This window comes from Planotetraspora silvatica (assembly GCF_016863315.1).
GTDB lineage: Bacteria > Actinomycetota > Actinomycetes > Streptosporangiales > Streptosporangiaceae > Planotetraspora > Planotetraspora silvatica.
Genome location: NZ_BOOQ01000009.1, coordinates 17,487 through 32,740 on the forward strand (window position 1 = coordinate 17,487; position 15,254 = coordinate 32,740).

Genomic DNA, 15,254 nt, shown 5'->3' on the forward strand with positions numbered 1-15,254 from the left:
GTAAGCGTAGCGAAGAGTTGGCACAGCGCGCGCCTCAGTAGGGGCGTGGCTCGAAGCTGATGGGTCATCGCGTGGCTGAACTGCGGTAAAGCCCTGGCAAGTGGGCGAGTTCCTCCGTGTCGCACCTGGCTACCGTCACTGTTCGTGACCGGATTGCGACGCAAATACTTCCGCAGGCTGCGCCTCGTGATGCTCGTCGTAGGGTTGACCGCGCCAGCGGTCCTCGCCTCGGGCATGCTCATGGCCGAGATCACCGGCTACGAGGCAACCGCTCGGGGGGCCACTGGTGGCTCCATCCAGGCGGCCGGCAAGGCGAAATCTCCGCTGCACCCTCAGGCCCCGACATCCGCAGGCGACATGGCCAGGGACGGAGAGGCATACGACTTCTCCCAGGGGACGATCCAGAACGTCTCCATGCCTGGTCTCCCCACGGGCCATCCTCACGGGCGAATGGCGACCGGCCTCCAGGATCCCCGCGGTGCCGAGACGAAGCACCTCCCAAACATTCAGTCGGTGGCCAACGCCGAGACTCAAGACGTGGCGGGCGGAAAGAAGCCCGGCGTCCTGGCGGATGGTCGGCACGCGGTACTGCCAGGCGCCCCTGGTGCCGCCGCACCAGTCGCCGCCCAAGACGCCACAAAGGACTCCGCACAAGACACCGCCCACGATGCCGCCCAAAACGCAGCGCCGAATGCCGTACCTCCAGGCGCCGCGGCACCGGCCGATGCGGCCGGCTCGGCGTCGTCCGATGCGGCCAATGCGGCTCCGGCGGCGGGAGCCGTACCGGGCCGGCAGGTCATGGAGCCGACGGCCGTGCCTCCACCTTCCGGCCCCTCCCGTGTGTACGGCCAGCTGATCATCATCCGCAAGCCTCCGGTGGCACCGCAGGCCGCCGCAGGCAAGGCCCGGCCGGTCGCTGTGCCCAAGGCGCCACCGGTCGAGAAGAAGGAGCAGGCCGAACTCACCTGCGCCCTCGACTGGCAGGACACCTGGCTGTGGGACCTGTGCAAGGAACGCGGCGGCCAGCCATAAAGGCCATTAACGACAGACCGGACAAGTCTCCAAATTGGACCGCGATAGGTACCTATCGCATTCGGCGACCGGGCCCGGGACTCAGGCGGCTGTAGTAACGTGCGTGCCTGACCGAAGTCACGAGTTCGTAAAGAGGAGTTGATCGTGCCGTCTCCTCGGTCGGCTGGTCTGATCGCGGCCGTCATGGCGGTGACCTCTGTCGCAGGGGTCTCGTCCGGCACGTCCCGCTTCGTCACCGTGGCTTCAGAGACGGCCATCACCAGCGAAGCCGCCTCCACATCGGAGGCCGGCTCCCAAGCGGCCGCGGAATCCGTCGAAGCGGCCAAGGAACCCAGCTTGACGGCGCTTCGCAGGCAGGCCCAGGAGGCCTACAAGGCGATCGGCGACGCGTCCAAGCAACTGGACGCCAGGAAAAAGCAGTTCGACTCCTCACAGAAGAAGCTGGCGTCCAAGCTGAGGCAGCTGGGGAAGGCCAACCAGGAACTGGCGGCGATGCGCAAGCCGCTCTCGGACCTGGTCGAGTCCGTCTACCAGAACCCTTCGGCCACCGGGATCGGGCCGCTCTTCGCCCAGGGCGACGGCACCGCGACGCTGCGCGCGATGAGCGACGTCGACCACTTGGCCGTCGGGCGCAACAAGGTCCTCGACGATGCGGCGCGGCTGCTGCAGGACAAGGAGAAGCTCGCCGCCGAGGCTCAGGATCTTCGATCGGCCAACCTCCTGGAAGAGGCCCAGCTCGATCACCAGGTCGACAGCTTGCGGGCGAAGTCATCCGATCTGGTGAAGTCGCTGACGCAGACGCTGACCAAGATGGGCGTCAAGGTGAACCAGGGCCATCGTGGAGCGGGCGCCTGCGACCCCACCCGGATCTCCACGGCGGCGCAGTACCCCAACGGCCTGCTCCCCAAGAGCAGCCTCTGCCCCCTGCCCCAGGCGGGAAGGGAATTGCGGGCCGACGCGGCGATCGCCTTCGCCGACCTCAACCTGTCCTACCAGAAGAAGTTCGGCCGGCAGATGTGCGTGACCGACAGCTATCGCAGCCTCGCCTCGCAACAGGCCGTCTACTATGCGCGCCCCGGGTTCGCCGCCGTTCCCGGCCGGAGCAACCATGGTCTCGGCCTGGCCGTCGACCTGTGCGGCGGCGTACAGAACTCCGGCTCGGTCCAGTTCAACTGGCTGGAGGCCAACAGCAAGCGCTACGGGTTCATCCACCCGTCGTGGGCCTACAGCAATCCCTTCGAGCCCTGGCACTGGGAGTACGACCCCAAGCTCGGCGCGGGCGTCTGATCACAGATCGCCTCCGTGGAGAACACCGCCTTTCATCGCGGATGGATGGTGACGGAGAGCCGGGCTTGGGCCTGCGCCTGGGCCAGCTGAGCCGCCTCTGACGGGCTCGTCGCCAGCACGAGCAGAGCGCCGGACTCCGAACCCTCCGTCGTCTCCTCCACCGGACGAGCCAGCACCCTCACCTCGTGCGCCACGGCGAGCGCCTGCTGGGCGTCCCCTTCGAAGGCGGCCAGCACGTCGATCACGTCGCCGGGGGAGAGCAACCTCGCCGCGTCGGGATCGGCGATCCGCACGGGAGTGGCCATCATCCCCGGCTCCCGCGCCGCGAGCAGGCCCTGGCCGAGCAGCCGGGCATCCGTGAGCGGCTCGCCCCGGCGCACCGGCCCCGCGACCACCCGTCCCGTCACCGCCGACCCTGCGGGAAACGCGCCATCGGGCACCGCGTCAGGCGGGAGCCGTACGGTCATGACGTCGGCGGCGGCCAGGCGGCCGCCACTCAGATCGCGAGCCGCGGCGAGGACCGGCACGCCCTGAGGCTGCCGGACGGCCATCAGCACGCACGCCATCGCGAGGCCTGCCAGCAGCGCGGCGATCACACGGCGATGGCGGGCGAGGATGCGCCTCATCGCGGGCATCGTGGTCCTCCGATCGTCGAGATCACACGCATGGCGGGCCGCCGTAGGCACCGGGCTCGGCGGGCCGCCGAGTCCGGGGGCTCATCCGTACGGGCCCGCCGAAGGCCGAAGGCCGAGGGTCCGCCGAAGGCCGAAGGCCGAGGGTCCGCCGAAGGCCGAAGGCCGAGGGTCCGCCGAAGGCCGAGGGCCCGCCGAAGGCCGAGGGCCCGCCCATGCGCCCCCGCGTCCGGAAAGCACGCACGGCGGGCTACGGAAGGTCGAAGGGGAGCTTGAGGCCGTCCAGAGCGTCTCCGCACGAGCAGGAGCGGTCGAGGGGAAGGCCCTCGACGGCCTCACTGATCAGTGTGCGCATCCGCTCGACGTTGGCGGCGAAGAAGGCGAGCACCTCCTCGTGCGTGACCCCCTCGCCGGCCTCGACACCGGCGTCGTGGTCGGTCACCAGGCACAGGGACGTGTAGCAGAGAGCCAGCTCACGAGCGAGCACCGCCTCGGGGTGACCGGTCATGCCGATGATCGACCAGCCGGCGTCGGAGAACCACCTCGATTCCGCCCGGGTGGAGAACCGAGGGCCCTCGATCACGACGAGCGTGCCTCCGTCGACGGTGTTCCACCCCGTCTCCCGCGCCTTCGCCACGGCGACGGCCCGGCCTGAGGGGCAGTAGGGGTCCGCGAACGACACGTGGACGGCGCCACCGGCGTCGTAGTAGGTCTGCACCCGGCTGGTCGTGCGATCCACAAGCTGGTCGGGAACGACCAAGGCGCCCGGCCCGATCTCGGGGCGCAGGGATCCGACGGCACTCGGGGCGAGCACCTGGCGGACGCCAAGAGAGCGCAGAGCCCACAGATTCGCCCGGTAAGGGATGCGATGAGGGGGAAAGACATGTCCTCGCCCGTGGCGAGGGATGAAGGCCACGGAACGGTCCCCGATCCGGCCCAACGTCACGGTGTCACTCGGCGGGCCGTACGGCGTCGCCACGCTGATCTCTTCGGCGTCATCGAGCAGGGAGTAGAAACCCGAGCCGCCGATGACTCCGATCTCTGCGCGATTCGTCATGCGGCCGACCTTAACGAATCCGCATCGGCCGCGATTACAGGCTGTGGATAACTCGTGCGGGCCCGGTCGGCGCCGGGCCCGTCGTCACGCGGCGGAGGTGGTGGAAGAACTCGTCGTCGACGTGGTGGAGGAGGAGCTTCCGGACGCGGCCGCGGGCTCCTTCTTCGCCGTGTCGCTCGACGTCTTGCTCGCGTCGGCCGCCGGCTTCTTGGAGTCGCTCGTCGAGGTCGACGCGGGCGCGGTGGACGAGCTCGAGGACCGGCTGTCGGTGCGGTAGAAGCCCGAGCCCTTGAACACGATGCCGACCGGGGAGAAGACCTTGCGCAGCTTGCCCTGGCACTGCGGGCATTCCGTGAGCGGGTCGTCGGTGAACTTCTGGACGGCCTCCAGCTGCTCACCGCAGACGGTACAGGCGTACTGGTAGGTGGGCACGCGCTCCTCCTGAAACTGGCACTCGACCCGTTCGACTGCTAATGGTAAGCAGTCAACGAGCGTAAACGCCACTCAAGCCCGGTTTATTGCGCCGCCGCATCAAGCCGCGCACACCGCACCGTACCGTCCCACAGCACTCCACCGCCCCACAGCGCCCCTCGAAACCGATCAGCCCGCCCACGCCCGCGGCCGATCACCACCCCCGCGCCCGCGATCGATCATCACCCGCACGCCCGCGATCGATCATCACCCGCACGCCCGCGCCCCACAGGCGATCAACAGGCCGAGCCCGCAGGCCGCCACTCCACGCTGTTCCGCCGGCCGGGTACGGCTAACCGCCGCGTTCGCCGTACCAACCGGCCAGCTTGCCGCGGCGGCTGACAGCACGCAGGCGGCGTTCCACGGCTTCCCGCTGGGGGGCGGTCGTGACGACCAGAAGCTGATCCTCCACCCGCAGTCTTGTCGTGTCCGACGGCACGAACGACCGGTCGCCCCGAACGACCATCGTCACGAGCGTGTTCGCCGGGAGGCGGAGCTCGAAGATCTCCACGCCGTGCATCTTCGACCCCGGCGGGATGCGGACCTGGAGCAGGTCGGCGTTGAGCTCCTCGAGGGGCGCGGCCTCCACGTCGAGATCGCGGGCCTCGCCCTCCGCCGACAGATCGAGGATGCGCGCGAGATAGGGCAGTGTCGGGCCCTGGAGCACCGTGAACACGACGACGATGATGAAGACGTCGTTGAACAGCCCCTTGGCGTCGGGCATCCCGGCGGCCCAGGGGATCGTGGCCAGCACGATGGGAACCGCGCCGCGGAGTCCCGCCCACGACAGGAACACCTGCTCGCGCCACGAGACGCTGCCGATCCCCACCAACCGGGCGACCGCGGCGCACACCACGACCGACACCGGCCGGGCGATCAACACGAGCACCAGCCCCGAGACGATGGCCGGGATGACCACGCCGGGAAGCTCCGACGGGCTGGCGAGGATGCCCAGCATGACGAACAGCCCGATCTGCGCGAGCCAGGCCGCCCCCTCGGCGAAGCCCCTGGTCGCCGCCCGGTGGGGCAGTCGGGAGTTGCCGAGGATCAGCGTCGCGATGTAGACGGCGAGGAATCCGCTGCCGTGCAGCAGCGTCGCCCCGCTGTAGGCCACGAACGCCAGGGCGAGCACCGCGATGGGGTACAGGCCCGAGGCGGGCAGCGCCACCCGGCGCAGCGCGTAGGCCGCCGCGGGCGCGACCACGAGGCCGACCGCCGCTCCGACGACGAGCTCGTAGGCGGTCTCGATCAGTACGGACGACACCGCAGGCATCGGCTGCGTGACCGTGCTCAGCATCATCACGACGATGACCGTGGGTGCGTCGTTGAAGCCCGACTCCGCCTCGAGGATGCCGGCCAGGCGCGGAGGCAGGGGCAGGCGCCGCAACACCGAGAACACCGCCGCCGCGTCGGTCGAGGCGAGGACCGCGCCGAGCAGCAGGGCGAACCGCCACTCCATGCCCAGCAGCGCGTGCACGGCCACCGCCAGTGCGACGATGCTGACCGCGATGCCCACCGTCGCGAGGACCAGAGCCAGGGGGACGGCGGTGCGGACGTGGTTCCAGTTGGTGGTCAGGCCGCCCTCGGCGAGGATGACGGCGAGCGCGATGAGGCCGAGTTGCTGGGCGATCTCGGCGTTCTCGAAGTGGATGCCGACCAGGCCCGACTCTCCGAGGAGCAGGCCGAGGCCGAGGTAGATCAGCAGGCTGGGAAGGCCGGTGCGATGGGCGATCCGGACGGACGCGATTGCCGCGATGACGACGGTGGCGGACAGGAGAAGCCAGACGTTCAGACCCACCTGCCCCCCTTCCTCGCGTTACGCCAATCTTTTCACATTTGCACCAACTCAATGATTCCTGCGGGGAGGGCGGAGAACCGTACCCGCTGGTCGTGCGGTTCGGCGGGCACGCCGTCGACCAACTCGCCGTCATGGAGCAGGGCGACCGTCGGCACGTTCGGCCCCACACGGGCGAGCGCCCGGTCGTAGAACCCGCGGCCCCTGCCGAGCCGTACTCCTGTCGACCTGTCCACCGCCAGCGCCGGGACCAGCACGAGGCCCGCGGTGCGGATGGTGTCCACGCCCCGGCGGGTGTCCACCGGCTCCATGATCCCGAGTGGTCCCGGCGCGAGGGAGTCCGGGCCGTCGTAGACCGCCCAGTCCAGGTCGCCGTCCGCGCGTTGTACCGGGAGGATCACGGTCGTGCCGTGCTTCCACAACGCGAAGATCAAACCGTGTGTCGACGGCTCGCTGCCGAACGACCAGTAGCAGGCGACGAGTCCCGCCATCTGCACCCATGGCTGGTCGAGCAGCAGTTCGCGCACCGCGGCCGAGGACTTCTTGAGGGTCTCCTCGCTGAGTTCGGCCCGGCTGCGCAAGATCCGCTGACGCAGGTTCGCCTTGTCCATAGCCTGCTCCGTTAATGTTCAACCATGGCTGACTTCGATCCTGTGACCAAAGCTGTGATGCCGGCCGCGGGTCTCGGAACCAGGTTCCTCCCCGCGACGAAGGCCACCCCCAAGGAAATGCTCCCGATCGTCGATAAACCGGCCATTCAGTATGTCGTGGAGGAGGCCGTCTCCGCCGGGCTGCTCGACGTCCTCATGGTGACCGGCCGCAACAAGCGCTCCATCGAGGATCATTTCGACGTGGCGTACGAACTCGAGGACGCCCTGCGGGCCAAGGGCGACGAGGAGCGGCTGTCCCAGGTCCAAGACCTCGTCGACCTCGCGACCATGCATTACGTACGGCAGGGCGAGCCGAAGGGGCTCGGTCATGCCGTTCTTTGTGCCAAGCAGCACGTCGGCGACGAGCCGTTCGCCTGCCTGCTCGGCGACGACCTCATCGACCCGCGCGACCCGCTGCTGAAGCGCATGATCGAGGTCCGCGCCACCTACGGCGGCAGCGTCATCGCTCTCATGGAGGTCCCGAACGAGCAGGTCTCGCTGTACGGCGCGGCCGCGATCGTCGCCACGGGTGAGGACGACGTGGTCCGCGTCACCGACCTCGTGGAGAAGCCGCCCGCGAACGAGGCGCCGTCCAACTGGGCGATCATCGGCCGTTACGTGATCGATCCCGCGGTGTTCGAGGTGCTGGAGAACACGCCGCCCGGGCGCGGCGGGGAGATCCAGCTGACCGACGCCCTGCGGACCCTGGCCTCCCGATCGCCCGACGAGGGCGGTCCCGTCCACGGAGTGCTGTTCCGCGGTCGCCGCTACGACACCGGGAACAAGCTCGACTATCTCCGCACCGTCGTCCAGTTCGCCGCCGAACGCGACGACCTGGCGCCCGACTTCCTGCCCTGGCTGCGAGAGTTCCTCGACCAGGCCGGATCCTAGAGTCATGAAGCCCGTCGACCGCCACCTCGCCGACATCCTCGCCACCGTCCAGCCTCTCGCGCCTCTCGAGGTCGAGTTGGAGCGGGCGCTCGGCTGCGTGCTGGCCGAGGACGTGTCCTCGCCCGTGCCGCTGCCGCCGTTCGACAACTCCGCCATGGACGGCTACGCCGTACGAGCCGAGGATGTGGCGGACGCGCCGATCTCGTTGCCGGTGATCGAGGACATCGCCGCCGGCGACGGCGAACTGCGGGCCATCGGGCCGGGTCTGGTCACCCGCATCATGACCGGCGCGCCGCTCCCCGCGGGCGCGGACGCCGTCGTCCCGGTGGAATGGACCGACGGCGGCACCACCAGGGTCACGATCCACAAGCCGGCGGGCCCGGGCCATGCGGTCCGGCGCGCCGGCGAGGACGTGAAGGGCGGAGACGTCGTGCTCCGCGAGGGCACCAGGATCGGCGCGGCCCAGCTGGGCATCCTCGCCGGCGTCGGACGGCGGCGCGTGACGGTACGGCCCCGGCCGCGCGTCGTCGTGTTGTCCACCGGGGCGGAGCTGGCCGAGCCGGGCTCGCCGCTGGCCCCCGGGCAGATCTGGGAGTCCAACAGCTTCATGCTGGCGGCGGCCGTACGGGAGGCCGGGGGAGAGGGCTTCCGGGCCGGTGCCGTGACCGACGACCCGCAGGTGTTCCTCGACAGGCTGGACGCCCAGCTCGTGCGCGCCGACGCGGTGATCACCAGTGGGGGTGTCTCGATGGGCGCCTACGAGCCTGTCAAGGAAGCCCTGTCGCCGCTGGGGACCGTCTCGTTCGAGAAGGTGGCGATGCAGCCCGGCATGCCCCAGGGCTTCGGCGTGGTCGGACCGGACGAAGTGCCGATCTTCGCGTTGCCGGGGAACCCGGTCTCGTCGTTCGTGTCCTTCATCCTGTTCGTGCGGCCGGCGCTGCGCAGGATGCAGGGCCTGCCCGCGAGCCTGCCGGAGACCGTGCGGGCGACCACCACCGCCGCGCTGCGCTCGCCGTCGGGCAGACGGTCCTACTTGAGGGGCGTGTTGTCCGGCACGACGGTCGACACCGTCCGAGGTCAGGGCTCCCATCAGCTCGCGGCGCTGGCCTCCGCGAACGCGCTCGTCGTGGTGCCGGAAGAGGTGACGGAGCTCCCTGCGGGAGCCGAGGTGGAGGTGATCCCGCTGTGAACGGTCTGACCCACATCGACGAGTCCGGCGCCGCCCGCATGGTCGACGTCTCGGCCAAGGACGTCAGCGTCCGCACGGCCACCGCGACAGGGCGGGTCGCCCTCTCGGCCGAGGCCGTGGCCGCACTGCGCTCGGGGAACGTCCCGAAGGGCGACGCGCTCGGCGTGGCCAGGGTCGCGGGGATCATGGGCGCCAAGCGCACACCCGACCTGGTGCCGCTCTGCCACCCGATCGCGCTTCATGGCGTAGAGGTGGAGTTGTCCGTCGTCGACTCCGGCGTGGAGATCACCGCCCGGGTCCGTACGGCCGACAGGACCGGCGTCGAGATGGAGGCGCTGACTTCCGTCACGGTCGCCGCGCTCGCCCTGGTCGACATGGTCAAGGCGGTCGATCCGGCGGCCGTCATCGGCGACGTGCGGGTCGAGGAGAAGACCGGCGGCAAGACCGGCGTCTGGACCCGGGACTGACCGAACGTGGGAGGGGAACGACTTTGCGCGCTTTGGTGATCACAGTCTCCAACAGGGTCTCCGCCGGGGTCTACCAGGACAGCTCGGGCGCTCTCCTGGCCGCCCTGCTCGCCGAGGCCGGATGTGAGTCCGTCGACGGGCCGCGCGTCGTGCCCGACGGCGAACCCGTGGAGTCGGCCCTCCGCACCGGTGTCGCGGAGGGATACGACGTGATCGTCTCGACGGGAGGCACCGGCGTGACGCCCCAGGACCTCACGCCCGAGTACACCCGCCGCGTCCTCGATCGGGAGATCCCGGGGATCGCCGAAGCCGTACGGCAGGCGAACCGGGAGAGGGTCCCGACCTCGATCCTGTCCCGGGGCCTCGCCGGGCAGGCGGGCTCGACGCTGATCGTCAACCTGCCCGGGTCGACGGGCGGCGTCCGGGACGGCATGGCGATCCTCGGCCCGATTCTCGGTCACGTCGTCGACCAGATTCACGGCGGTGACCATGGGGCGTGAGGGAGACTGAGCCTCGCGTGGCGCGTTGACCGTCCTCAGGTGGATGATTGACTAATGGATCGACTTCGCGGCTGGCCGGCCATCTTGGCGGAGGGGCCCATCGAGCTCCGGCCGCTGCGCATGCGTGACGTCAGAGACTGGCGGGAGACCCGGTTGCGCAATGCCGACTGGCTGCGCCCGTGGGAGCCGAGCAACCCCGAGACGCCGCTGTTCAGGACGGGTCTCGGGCCGTACGTCTCGATGGTCGGAACACTTCGCCGTGAGGCGCGCCAGGGCCTCGCGCTGCCCTGGGTGGTCACCCACGAGGGCAAGTTCGCGGGGCAGCTCACCGTCGGCGCGGTCGTCTGGGGCTCTGCCCGCTCGGCCCAGGTGGGGTACTGGATCGACGGCGCCCTCGCCGGCCGGGGCATCATTCCCACCGCGCTGGCCATGGCCGTGGACCACTGTTTCTTCACCACAGGGTTGCATCGGCTGGAGGCAAACATTCGGCCAGAGAACCACGCCAGCCGCAGGGTGGTGGAGAAACTTGGCTTCCGGGAGGAGGGGGTCCGCAGGCGCCAGCTCCACATCGACGGTGCGTGGCGTGATCACATCTGCTACGCGCTGACGGTGGAGGACGTGCCACGCGGCCTTCTGGTCCAGTGGCGCCGGACGGTGGAGGGCTCCAACGCCCGGCGGAGCGAGCCCAGCCCGGGTTAGCTCAAACGATCTCCGGGAAGGTGCGCTCGGGATCGAATTACATGAACAGCTTTGACGATCTCGCGACACACCGGACCGAATGCTCGTCAATCAGTGACACACCGTCTTACGGTGCGTGACGTGAGCACATCTCCGACGACTCGAGTCCCCGGATGTGTTCGCCATGCCTGGAGGTGGCCGGATGGGTAGCGCCCTCCTCTACCTCGCCATCGTCGTGATGTGGCTCAGCGTCCTGCTGCCCATGTGGCTGCGCAGGGACCGGCATGTCGAGGTCTACGAGGACCTGCAGGCCGAAGCCGACACGATCATCGAGGCGCCGGCTCCGGACCGCTCCAATGCCGAGCCGGCTCTGGCCCCTGTGCCCGGTCCCGCTGCTGCACCCGCTGCTGCTCGGGCTTCGGTTTCGGCTTCGGTGGATCCTTCCCGCGATGCGGTGGAGGCCGACACCGCCGACGCCGAGGCTCCCGCTCCGGTACGGCCACGCCGTACGGAGGGGCAGCGGCGCGCGACCATCGTCGCCCGCAGGCGCAGGCGCCTGTTGTGGAGCCTGCTGCTCGTTCTGGCGTCCGTGGTGACGGCCGCCGTCCGAGTGATGCCCTGGTGGGGCGTGGCGCCCTCGGGCCTGCTGCTCGTGGGCTATCTCGCCGTGCTCCGCGTCGCGGTCAAGGCCGATGCCGAGCAGCGGGACAGGGCCGCGCGGGCGCGGGCGGAACATCTGCGCCGGCAGCGGGAACACCGCCGTGCCATGGAGGAGATGGCGCGCGAGGCGGAGATCATCCAGTTCGAGGCTCGCAGGCGCAACCAGGTCTTCGACCAGTACGCCGATGGCCGCCGTGCGGTCGGAGACTGATCCGGATGGCGCGGGCAGCCCCAAGAGTTTGCTAATCTAGTCGAGTCATTGGGGCTATAGCGCAGTCCGGTAGCGCACTTCGTTCGCATCGAAGGGGTCTGGGGTTCAAATCCCCATAGCTCCACCAATGTCAGAGGCCGGTTCCGCCCAGCGGGACCGGCCTTTTTGATCTCTGTACATCAGCGCTGTACTACAGCAACGCCCCCTTATCCGAGCTGCTCCCCGAGCTTCTTGAGCGCCGTACGCGTGGCCTCAGATGACACCTTGCTGTAGATGTTCATGGTGACCGCGATCTGGCTGTGCCGAAGGATCTGCATCGCGATCCTCGGATGGACGTCCAGGGCGACGAGGAGCGAGGCGCACGTCTTGCGGGTGGCATGGACGGGAATGCTCCGTAGATCGGCCTGTTTGATCGCTTTTGCAAGCTGCGGTTGAAGTTCCGCGGCTCCACCGGCCAGCCGGTCCGCGTTGTGAAGACCAGTCCGTTGTCGATCCGTTCCCCCTTGGCAGCCTCCCGCGCCTCGGATTGCTCTACCTGCCGACCGCGGAGTGCGGTAACGCAGCTGTCGACCAAGGGCAGTACAGCATCCGACGCCTCGGTTTTGGTCACGCGGTGATAGAGCCGGCCACGGACGCGCTGGAGTTGCCAGCCAATCGCCATCTCTGCGCTATCAAGATCGACGTCTTTCCTCGCGGGTCTTGCCGTAGACCCACTTGCGGGTCCTGGTGCCCTCGGGCGTTGTGACCCAGACCTATCCCGCCCAGCCGTTCCTGTAGGGGAAGACTGAGCCCTCGCCGTTGGCGCGCTGCGCCATTACGCAGCCTCCTCGCACAGTCTGGCCACATGGTCACAACCGTCCGCTCAAGCTCTATGGCGGCATCGTCCTCAGCGATGGGAAGCGGGGAGGCGGTCGCATGCGTGGCGACCGCCTTCGCATCTAAGAGGGCTGGTAGACCAGAACGGCCCACCTCGCACCGTCCGGTACGTTGACCGTAAAGTGGTACGCCTTATCCGTCGTGGGGATGTCCCCGTTGAAGAAACGTCCCGCACCCTCCGAACACGGATACGCCCACTGCATGCCGTCACTGATTTCGACGGTGACGTTCCCGGTGACTCCGGTGCAGTCGCCGACGATGTCGTATTCACGCCGGGCCGTGAAGTCGCCGCTCCAGCTGCCAGATTCCGCCTTGTCGTCGACGTAGTTGACAAGGATCTTGCCGTCCACGCCTTGCGTGAGATCGGCCAGGGATGATGATGGCGGCTCATCAAGCTCGGCGACCGTGGTCTGTGGGATACCAGGAGCACTCGCCTGCGCTGCGGGAGCCGACGTCGCCGGTCCACCACTGCTAGGCGATGAGCAGCTGGTCATGAGTGCCGTAACCGCAATTGCTAGAGCAAATCTGCGCATCAGGCGCACCTCCCGTGTAGATCAAGACACCGCAAAGTATGACTTGATCCGCCCGGCATAAGGTCCCGGCAGTGCACGACCTCTCGCTGTCGGCGCTCACTGTCTCGAGAACCAGGTAATCCGCGTCGGATGCCTGTCGCCCCTGCCCCGGATGGCCCCGGCGTTGTGTGGGAGAGGCCCGGTGGGGCCTATTCAGGATGCCGATCGCGCATCACGCGTACGGGGCTCCCGCCTGCCGCCTCGTACTCCCACCGGTTTGGCGTGCTGCCTCAGGCGCCCTCTCGTCACCGTTTGTCGGGATGAGGCGAGCGTAGCTCCGCTTACGTGTCCGATCATTCGGATTTGAAGCAGGCGCAGATGGAGAGGCCGGCGGAGGCAAGAGGAGGGAGGGAACTCCCGGAAAGGGATCCCCGGCCGGCCGTTTCATCTGCCAAATGAAGGTCGGCAGGCCCACCTAACGATCTGGTCTCCGACAACTGGACGCGTACACCTTTGGAACGCGCCATTCGTCACATAGATCACTAGAGACCCATCACGCCATCGGAGTCCAGAATGACCGAGCAGCCCCCTTACGCCCAGCCTTACCAGCAGCCCGTCTATTTCCAGCAGCCGCCGCCCCGGCGGAACAACGGCTTGGCCATCGCCAGCCTCATCCTCGGCTTGACCGGTTTCATCACCTGCGGATTCACCTCGATCCTCGCAGTCGTGTTCGGCCATGTCGCTCTCGGCCAAATCCGCCGCGACAGGACCGATGGCCACGGAATGGCGCTGACCGGCGTAGTCCTCGGCTGGATCCTGACCGGGCTGTGGATCCTCTACTGGATCCTCGCATTCGCCGGGATCGTCACGGGAATCGGCGGGGTTGGTAGCTCAACCGCGGCACAGCCGACGGCGGGCGCGACCCAGCTCGTGGGCGAAGAGCCCGCCCCCAGTGACCACAAGGTCACCTTCGAGGCGAGTGGCAAGAACGGCGCGAAGACCGCCACGAATGTCACCTACAACGTCGGGTTCGACATCAAGCAGGGTGCCGGCGTCCCACTTCCCTACTCGAAGTCCGTCTCTGTGGACGAGGATGCGCCGACCCTGTCGTTGTGGGTGCAGAACGCCGACGCTGAAGGCACCATCACTTGCCGGATCAAGGTCGACGGGAAGATGGTCCGCGAGGCCAAGTCGAACGGTCCATACGGGGTATGTCGCGTTGAGACCGACGGGCTCGGCGGGTGATCGACCATGGCATCGAGTTTCCCCAGTACCGCTTGCACATTGTCCCCGCGGTCGTCGCCCTTGCGAGCCCGTCCTGGCAACGTGAGGTGTGGCTAAATCCCGATAAGTTCGAAAATCTCGACTATGTGGTGCACATCCTCTTCGACGATTTCTGCAATGCACACGCTCCTCAGCTCTGGCTCGGAGTGAGCCTGCGCACAGAGGAGGAGGTCTCGTTGATGGCTGACCTCGGCGCCGCGTACTCGGAAGTACAGGATGCAATCGGTGCGACCGCCAGGGATGAGGCGTACTTGGAATCGCCCGGCTGGCCAGCTGTGCTAGCTGCAGCGGCGCGACTGGCGCAAGTGCTGGTGGAGAACGATCTCACCGCTTTGAGCGAGCTACATGACGCCGGACATCGCTGGCCGCCACTGAGCCAAGGTGAGGAGGAATAGCCCGATAGGAGGCAGCTCGACGATCCAGGAGACGGACGGCCCGTGGGGGACGGGCGCGCCGGGAGATGGATCGGTGGAGGAGCTGTTTGGTGAGCTGCGTCCGGTTGGTACCGCGGGGGGGTCGAACGAGGCGAAGCACGGCGCTGACGAGCTTGTCATCACGGCCCGCAGGCGCCGTGACGCCTGACCCGGCGACGCTGTTCAAGGCGCTGAAGAGCGCGAACGCGACCACCGCGGAGAACTCCGACGGCACGCTGCACTTCGAGTACGCCGCGAAGTCCAAGGACGGCTCGAGCGCCATGTCCGGCGACGTCACCCTCGATGCCGATGGCCGGATCGCGAAGGTGGCACTCGCCGGACGGTGGCAGTCGACGGCGAAGGGCCGGCTCGACACCGGCACGTTCACCGCGACGCTCGAGCTGTTCGACTACGGCGTCAAGGTGAAGGTGAAGCGTCCCGCCGACGTGGTCAAGGCCAAGTAGGCCTACTCTGCGACGGCGACGGCCAGGGGCCTCTTCCCTTGATGAGCTGCCCGCGCACCGACAGGCCGCGGGCAGCTTCGTCGTGCCTGCTGCCCGACTCCGGGCCGTTTTCCTGGCGAACGGTCCCGACCTGCCGAACGGTCCGAGTTGACGCCCTCGTACGGCGCGGGCAGCCTCTTCATCGT

At 68.3% G+C, this 15,254-nt stretch carries 17 protein-coding genes and 1 tRNA gene; 12 read left to right on the forward strand and 6 right to left on the reverse strand.

Annotation, left to right across the window (positions count from 1 at the left end; all coding sequences use genetic code 11):
• The first annotated feature begins 144 nt into the window (after window positions 1-144).
• Window positions 145-1,032, forward strand: coding sequence for a hypothetical protein (locus Psi02_RS07720; protein WP_203972775.1), 888 nt, complete (start codon window positions 145-147; stop codon window positions 1,030-1,032).
• A gap of 144 nt (window positions 1,033-1,176) precedes the next feature.
• Window positions 1,177-2,319 (forward strand): D-alanyl-D-alanine carboxypeptidase family protein, encoded by a 1,143-nt coding sequence (locus Psi02_RS07725; RefSeq protein ID WP_203972776.1) that lies wholly within the window; start codon window positions 1,177-1,179, stop codon window positions 2,317-2,319.
• Between the two features lie 32 nt (window positions 2,320-2,351).
• Here Psi02_RS07725 and cpaB read toward each other — a convergent pair whose 3' ends face one another.
• From cpaB to Psi02_RS07750, 5 genes are all read right to left on the reverse strand, one after another.
• A complete protein-coding gene (gene cpaB / locus Psi02_RS07730) occupies window positions 2,352-2,945 on the reverse strand; it encodes a Flp pilus assembly protein CpaB (RefSeq protein ID WP_239094693.1) in 594 nt (197 codons plus the stop codon).
• A 256-nt stretch (window positions 2,946-3,201) separates the two neighbouring features.
• Entirely contained in the window at window positions 3,202-4,008 is an 807-nt protein-coding gene (locus Psi02_RS07735; protein ID WP_203972778.1) for an S-methyl-5'-thioadenosine phosphorylase, read from the reverse strand.
• Window positions 4,009-4,092: 84 nt separating this feature from the next.
• Window positions 4,093-4,440 carry an FmdB family zinc ribbon protein gene (locus Psi02_RS07740; protein WP_203957998.1) on the reverse strand — a complete coding sequence of 116 codons (348 nt, stop codon included), beginning with the start codon at window positions 4,438-4,440 and terminating at the stop codon, window positions 4,093-4,095.
• A gap of 331 nt (window positions 4,441-4,771) precedes the next feature.
• Entirely contained in the window at window positions 4,772-6,277 is a 1,506-nt protein-coding gene (locus Psi02_RS07745) for a potassium/proton antiporter (protein ID WP_203972779.1), read from the reverse strand.
• A 32-nt stretch (window positions 6,278-6,309) separates the two neighbouring features.
• Complete coding sequence (locus Psi02_RS07750) at window positions 6,310-6,885, reverse strand: 5-formyltetrahydrofolate cyclo-ligase (RefSeq protein ID WP_203958000.1); 576 nt, start codon at window positions 6,883-6,885, stop codon at window positions 6,310-6,312.
• 24 nt (window positions 6,886-6,909) lie between these two features.
• Between Psi02_RS07750 and galU the strand changes: the two genes are divergently transcribed.
• The 7 genes from galU to Psi02_RS07785 all read left to right on the forward strand — a co-directional run bounded on the left by galU (window position 6,910) and on the right by Psi02_RS07785 (window position 11,647).
• A complete protein-coding gene (gene galU, locus Psi02_RS07755) occupies window positions 6,910-7,815 on the forward strand; it encodes a UTP--glucose-1-phosphate uridylyltransferase GalU (protein WP_203972780.1) in 906 nt (301 codons plus the stop codon).
• A gap of 4 nt (window positions 7,816-7,819) precedes the next feature.
• Window positions 7,820-9,004 carry a molybdotransferase-like divisome protein Glp gene (gene glp, locus Psi02_RS07760; protein ID WP_203972781.1) on the forward strand — a complete coding sequence of 395 codons (1,185 nt, stop codon included), beginning with the start codon at window positions 7,820-7,822 and terminating at the stop codon, window positions 9,002-9,004.
• Window positions 9,001-9,471 carry a cyclic pyranopterin monophosphate synthase MoaC gene (gene moaC, locus Psi02_RS07765; RefSeq protein WP_203972782.1) on the forward strand — a complete coding sequence of 157 codons (471 nt, stop codon included), beginning with the start codon at window positions 9,001-9,003 and terminating at the stop codon, window positions 9,469-9,471. Before glp ends, moaC begins: the two co-directional genes overlap by 4 nt.
• A gap of 23 nt (window positions 9,472-9,494) precedes the next feature.
• Window positions 9,495-9,971: a MogA/MoaB family molybdenum cofactor biosynthesis protein gene (locus Psi02_RS07770; protein ID WP_203972783.1), complete on the forward strand. Its 477-nt coding sequence runs from the start codon at window positions 9,495-9,497 to the stop codon at window positions 9,969-9,971.
• 54 nt (window positions 9,972-10,025) lie between these two features.
• A complete protein-coding gene (locus Psi02_RS07775) occupies window positions 10,026-10,670 on the forward strand; it encodes a GNAT family N-acetyltransferase (RefSeq protein ID WP_203958005.1) in 645 nt (214 codons plus the stop codon).
• A 181-nt stretch (window positions 10,671-10,851) separates the two neighbouring features.
• Window positions 10,852-11,520 (forward strand): divisome protein SepX/GlpR, encoded by a 669-nt coding sequence (gene sepX, locus Psi02_RS07780; protein ID WP_203972784.1) that lies wholly within the window; start codon window positions 10,852-10,854, stop codon window positions 11,518-11,520.
• Between the two features lie 50 nt (window positions 11,521-11,570).
• Window positions 11,571-11,647: transfer RNA gene (locus Psi02_RS07785), tRNA-Ala, on the forward strand.
• 811 nt (window positions 11,648-12,458) lie between these two features.
• Here Psi02_RS07785 and Psi02_RS07790 read toward each other — a convergent pair.
• Window positions 12,459-12,746 (reverse strand): hypothetical protein, encoded by a 288-nt coding sequence (locus Psi02_RS07790; protein WP_203972785.1) that lies wholly within the window; start codon window positions 12,744-12,746, stop codon window positions 12,459-12,461.
• Window positions 12,747-13,481: 735 nt separating this feature from the next.
• On the opposite strand from Psi02_RS07790, the gene Psi02_RS07795 reads away from it, so the two are divergent.
• The 3 genes from Psi02_RS07795 (at window position 13,482) to Psi02_RS07805 (ending at window position 15,069) form a co-directional block, all read left to right on the forward strand.
• Complete coding sequence (locus tag Psi02_RS07795) at window positions 13,482-14,153, forward strand: DUF4190 domain-containing protein (protein ID WP_203972786.1); 672 nt, start codon at window positions 13,482-13,484, stop codon at window positions 14,151-14,153.
• Entirely contained in the window at window positions 14,150-14,587 is a 438-nt protein-coding gene (locus tag Psi02_RS07800; RefSeq protein ID WP_203972787.1) for an SCO4402 family protein, read from the forward strand. The genes Psi02_RS07795 and Psi02_RS07800 overlap by 4 nt, the downstream gene beginning before the upstream one ends.
• Before the next feature lie 176 nt (window positions 14,588-14,763).
• Window positions 14,764-15,069 (forward strand): hypothetical protein, encoded by a 306-nt coding sequence (locus Psi02_RS07805; protein WP_203972788.1) that lies wholly within the window; start codon window positions 14,764-14,766, stop codon window positions 15,067-15,069.
• The last annotated feature ends 185 nt before the right edge of the window (window positions 15,070-15,254 follow it).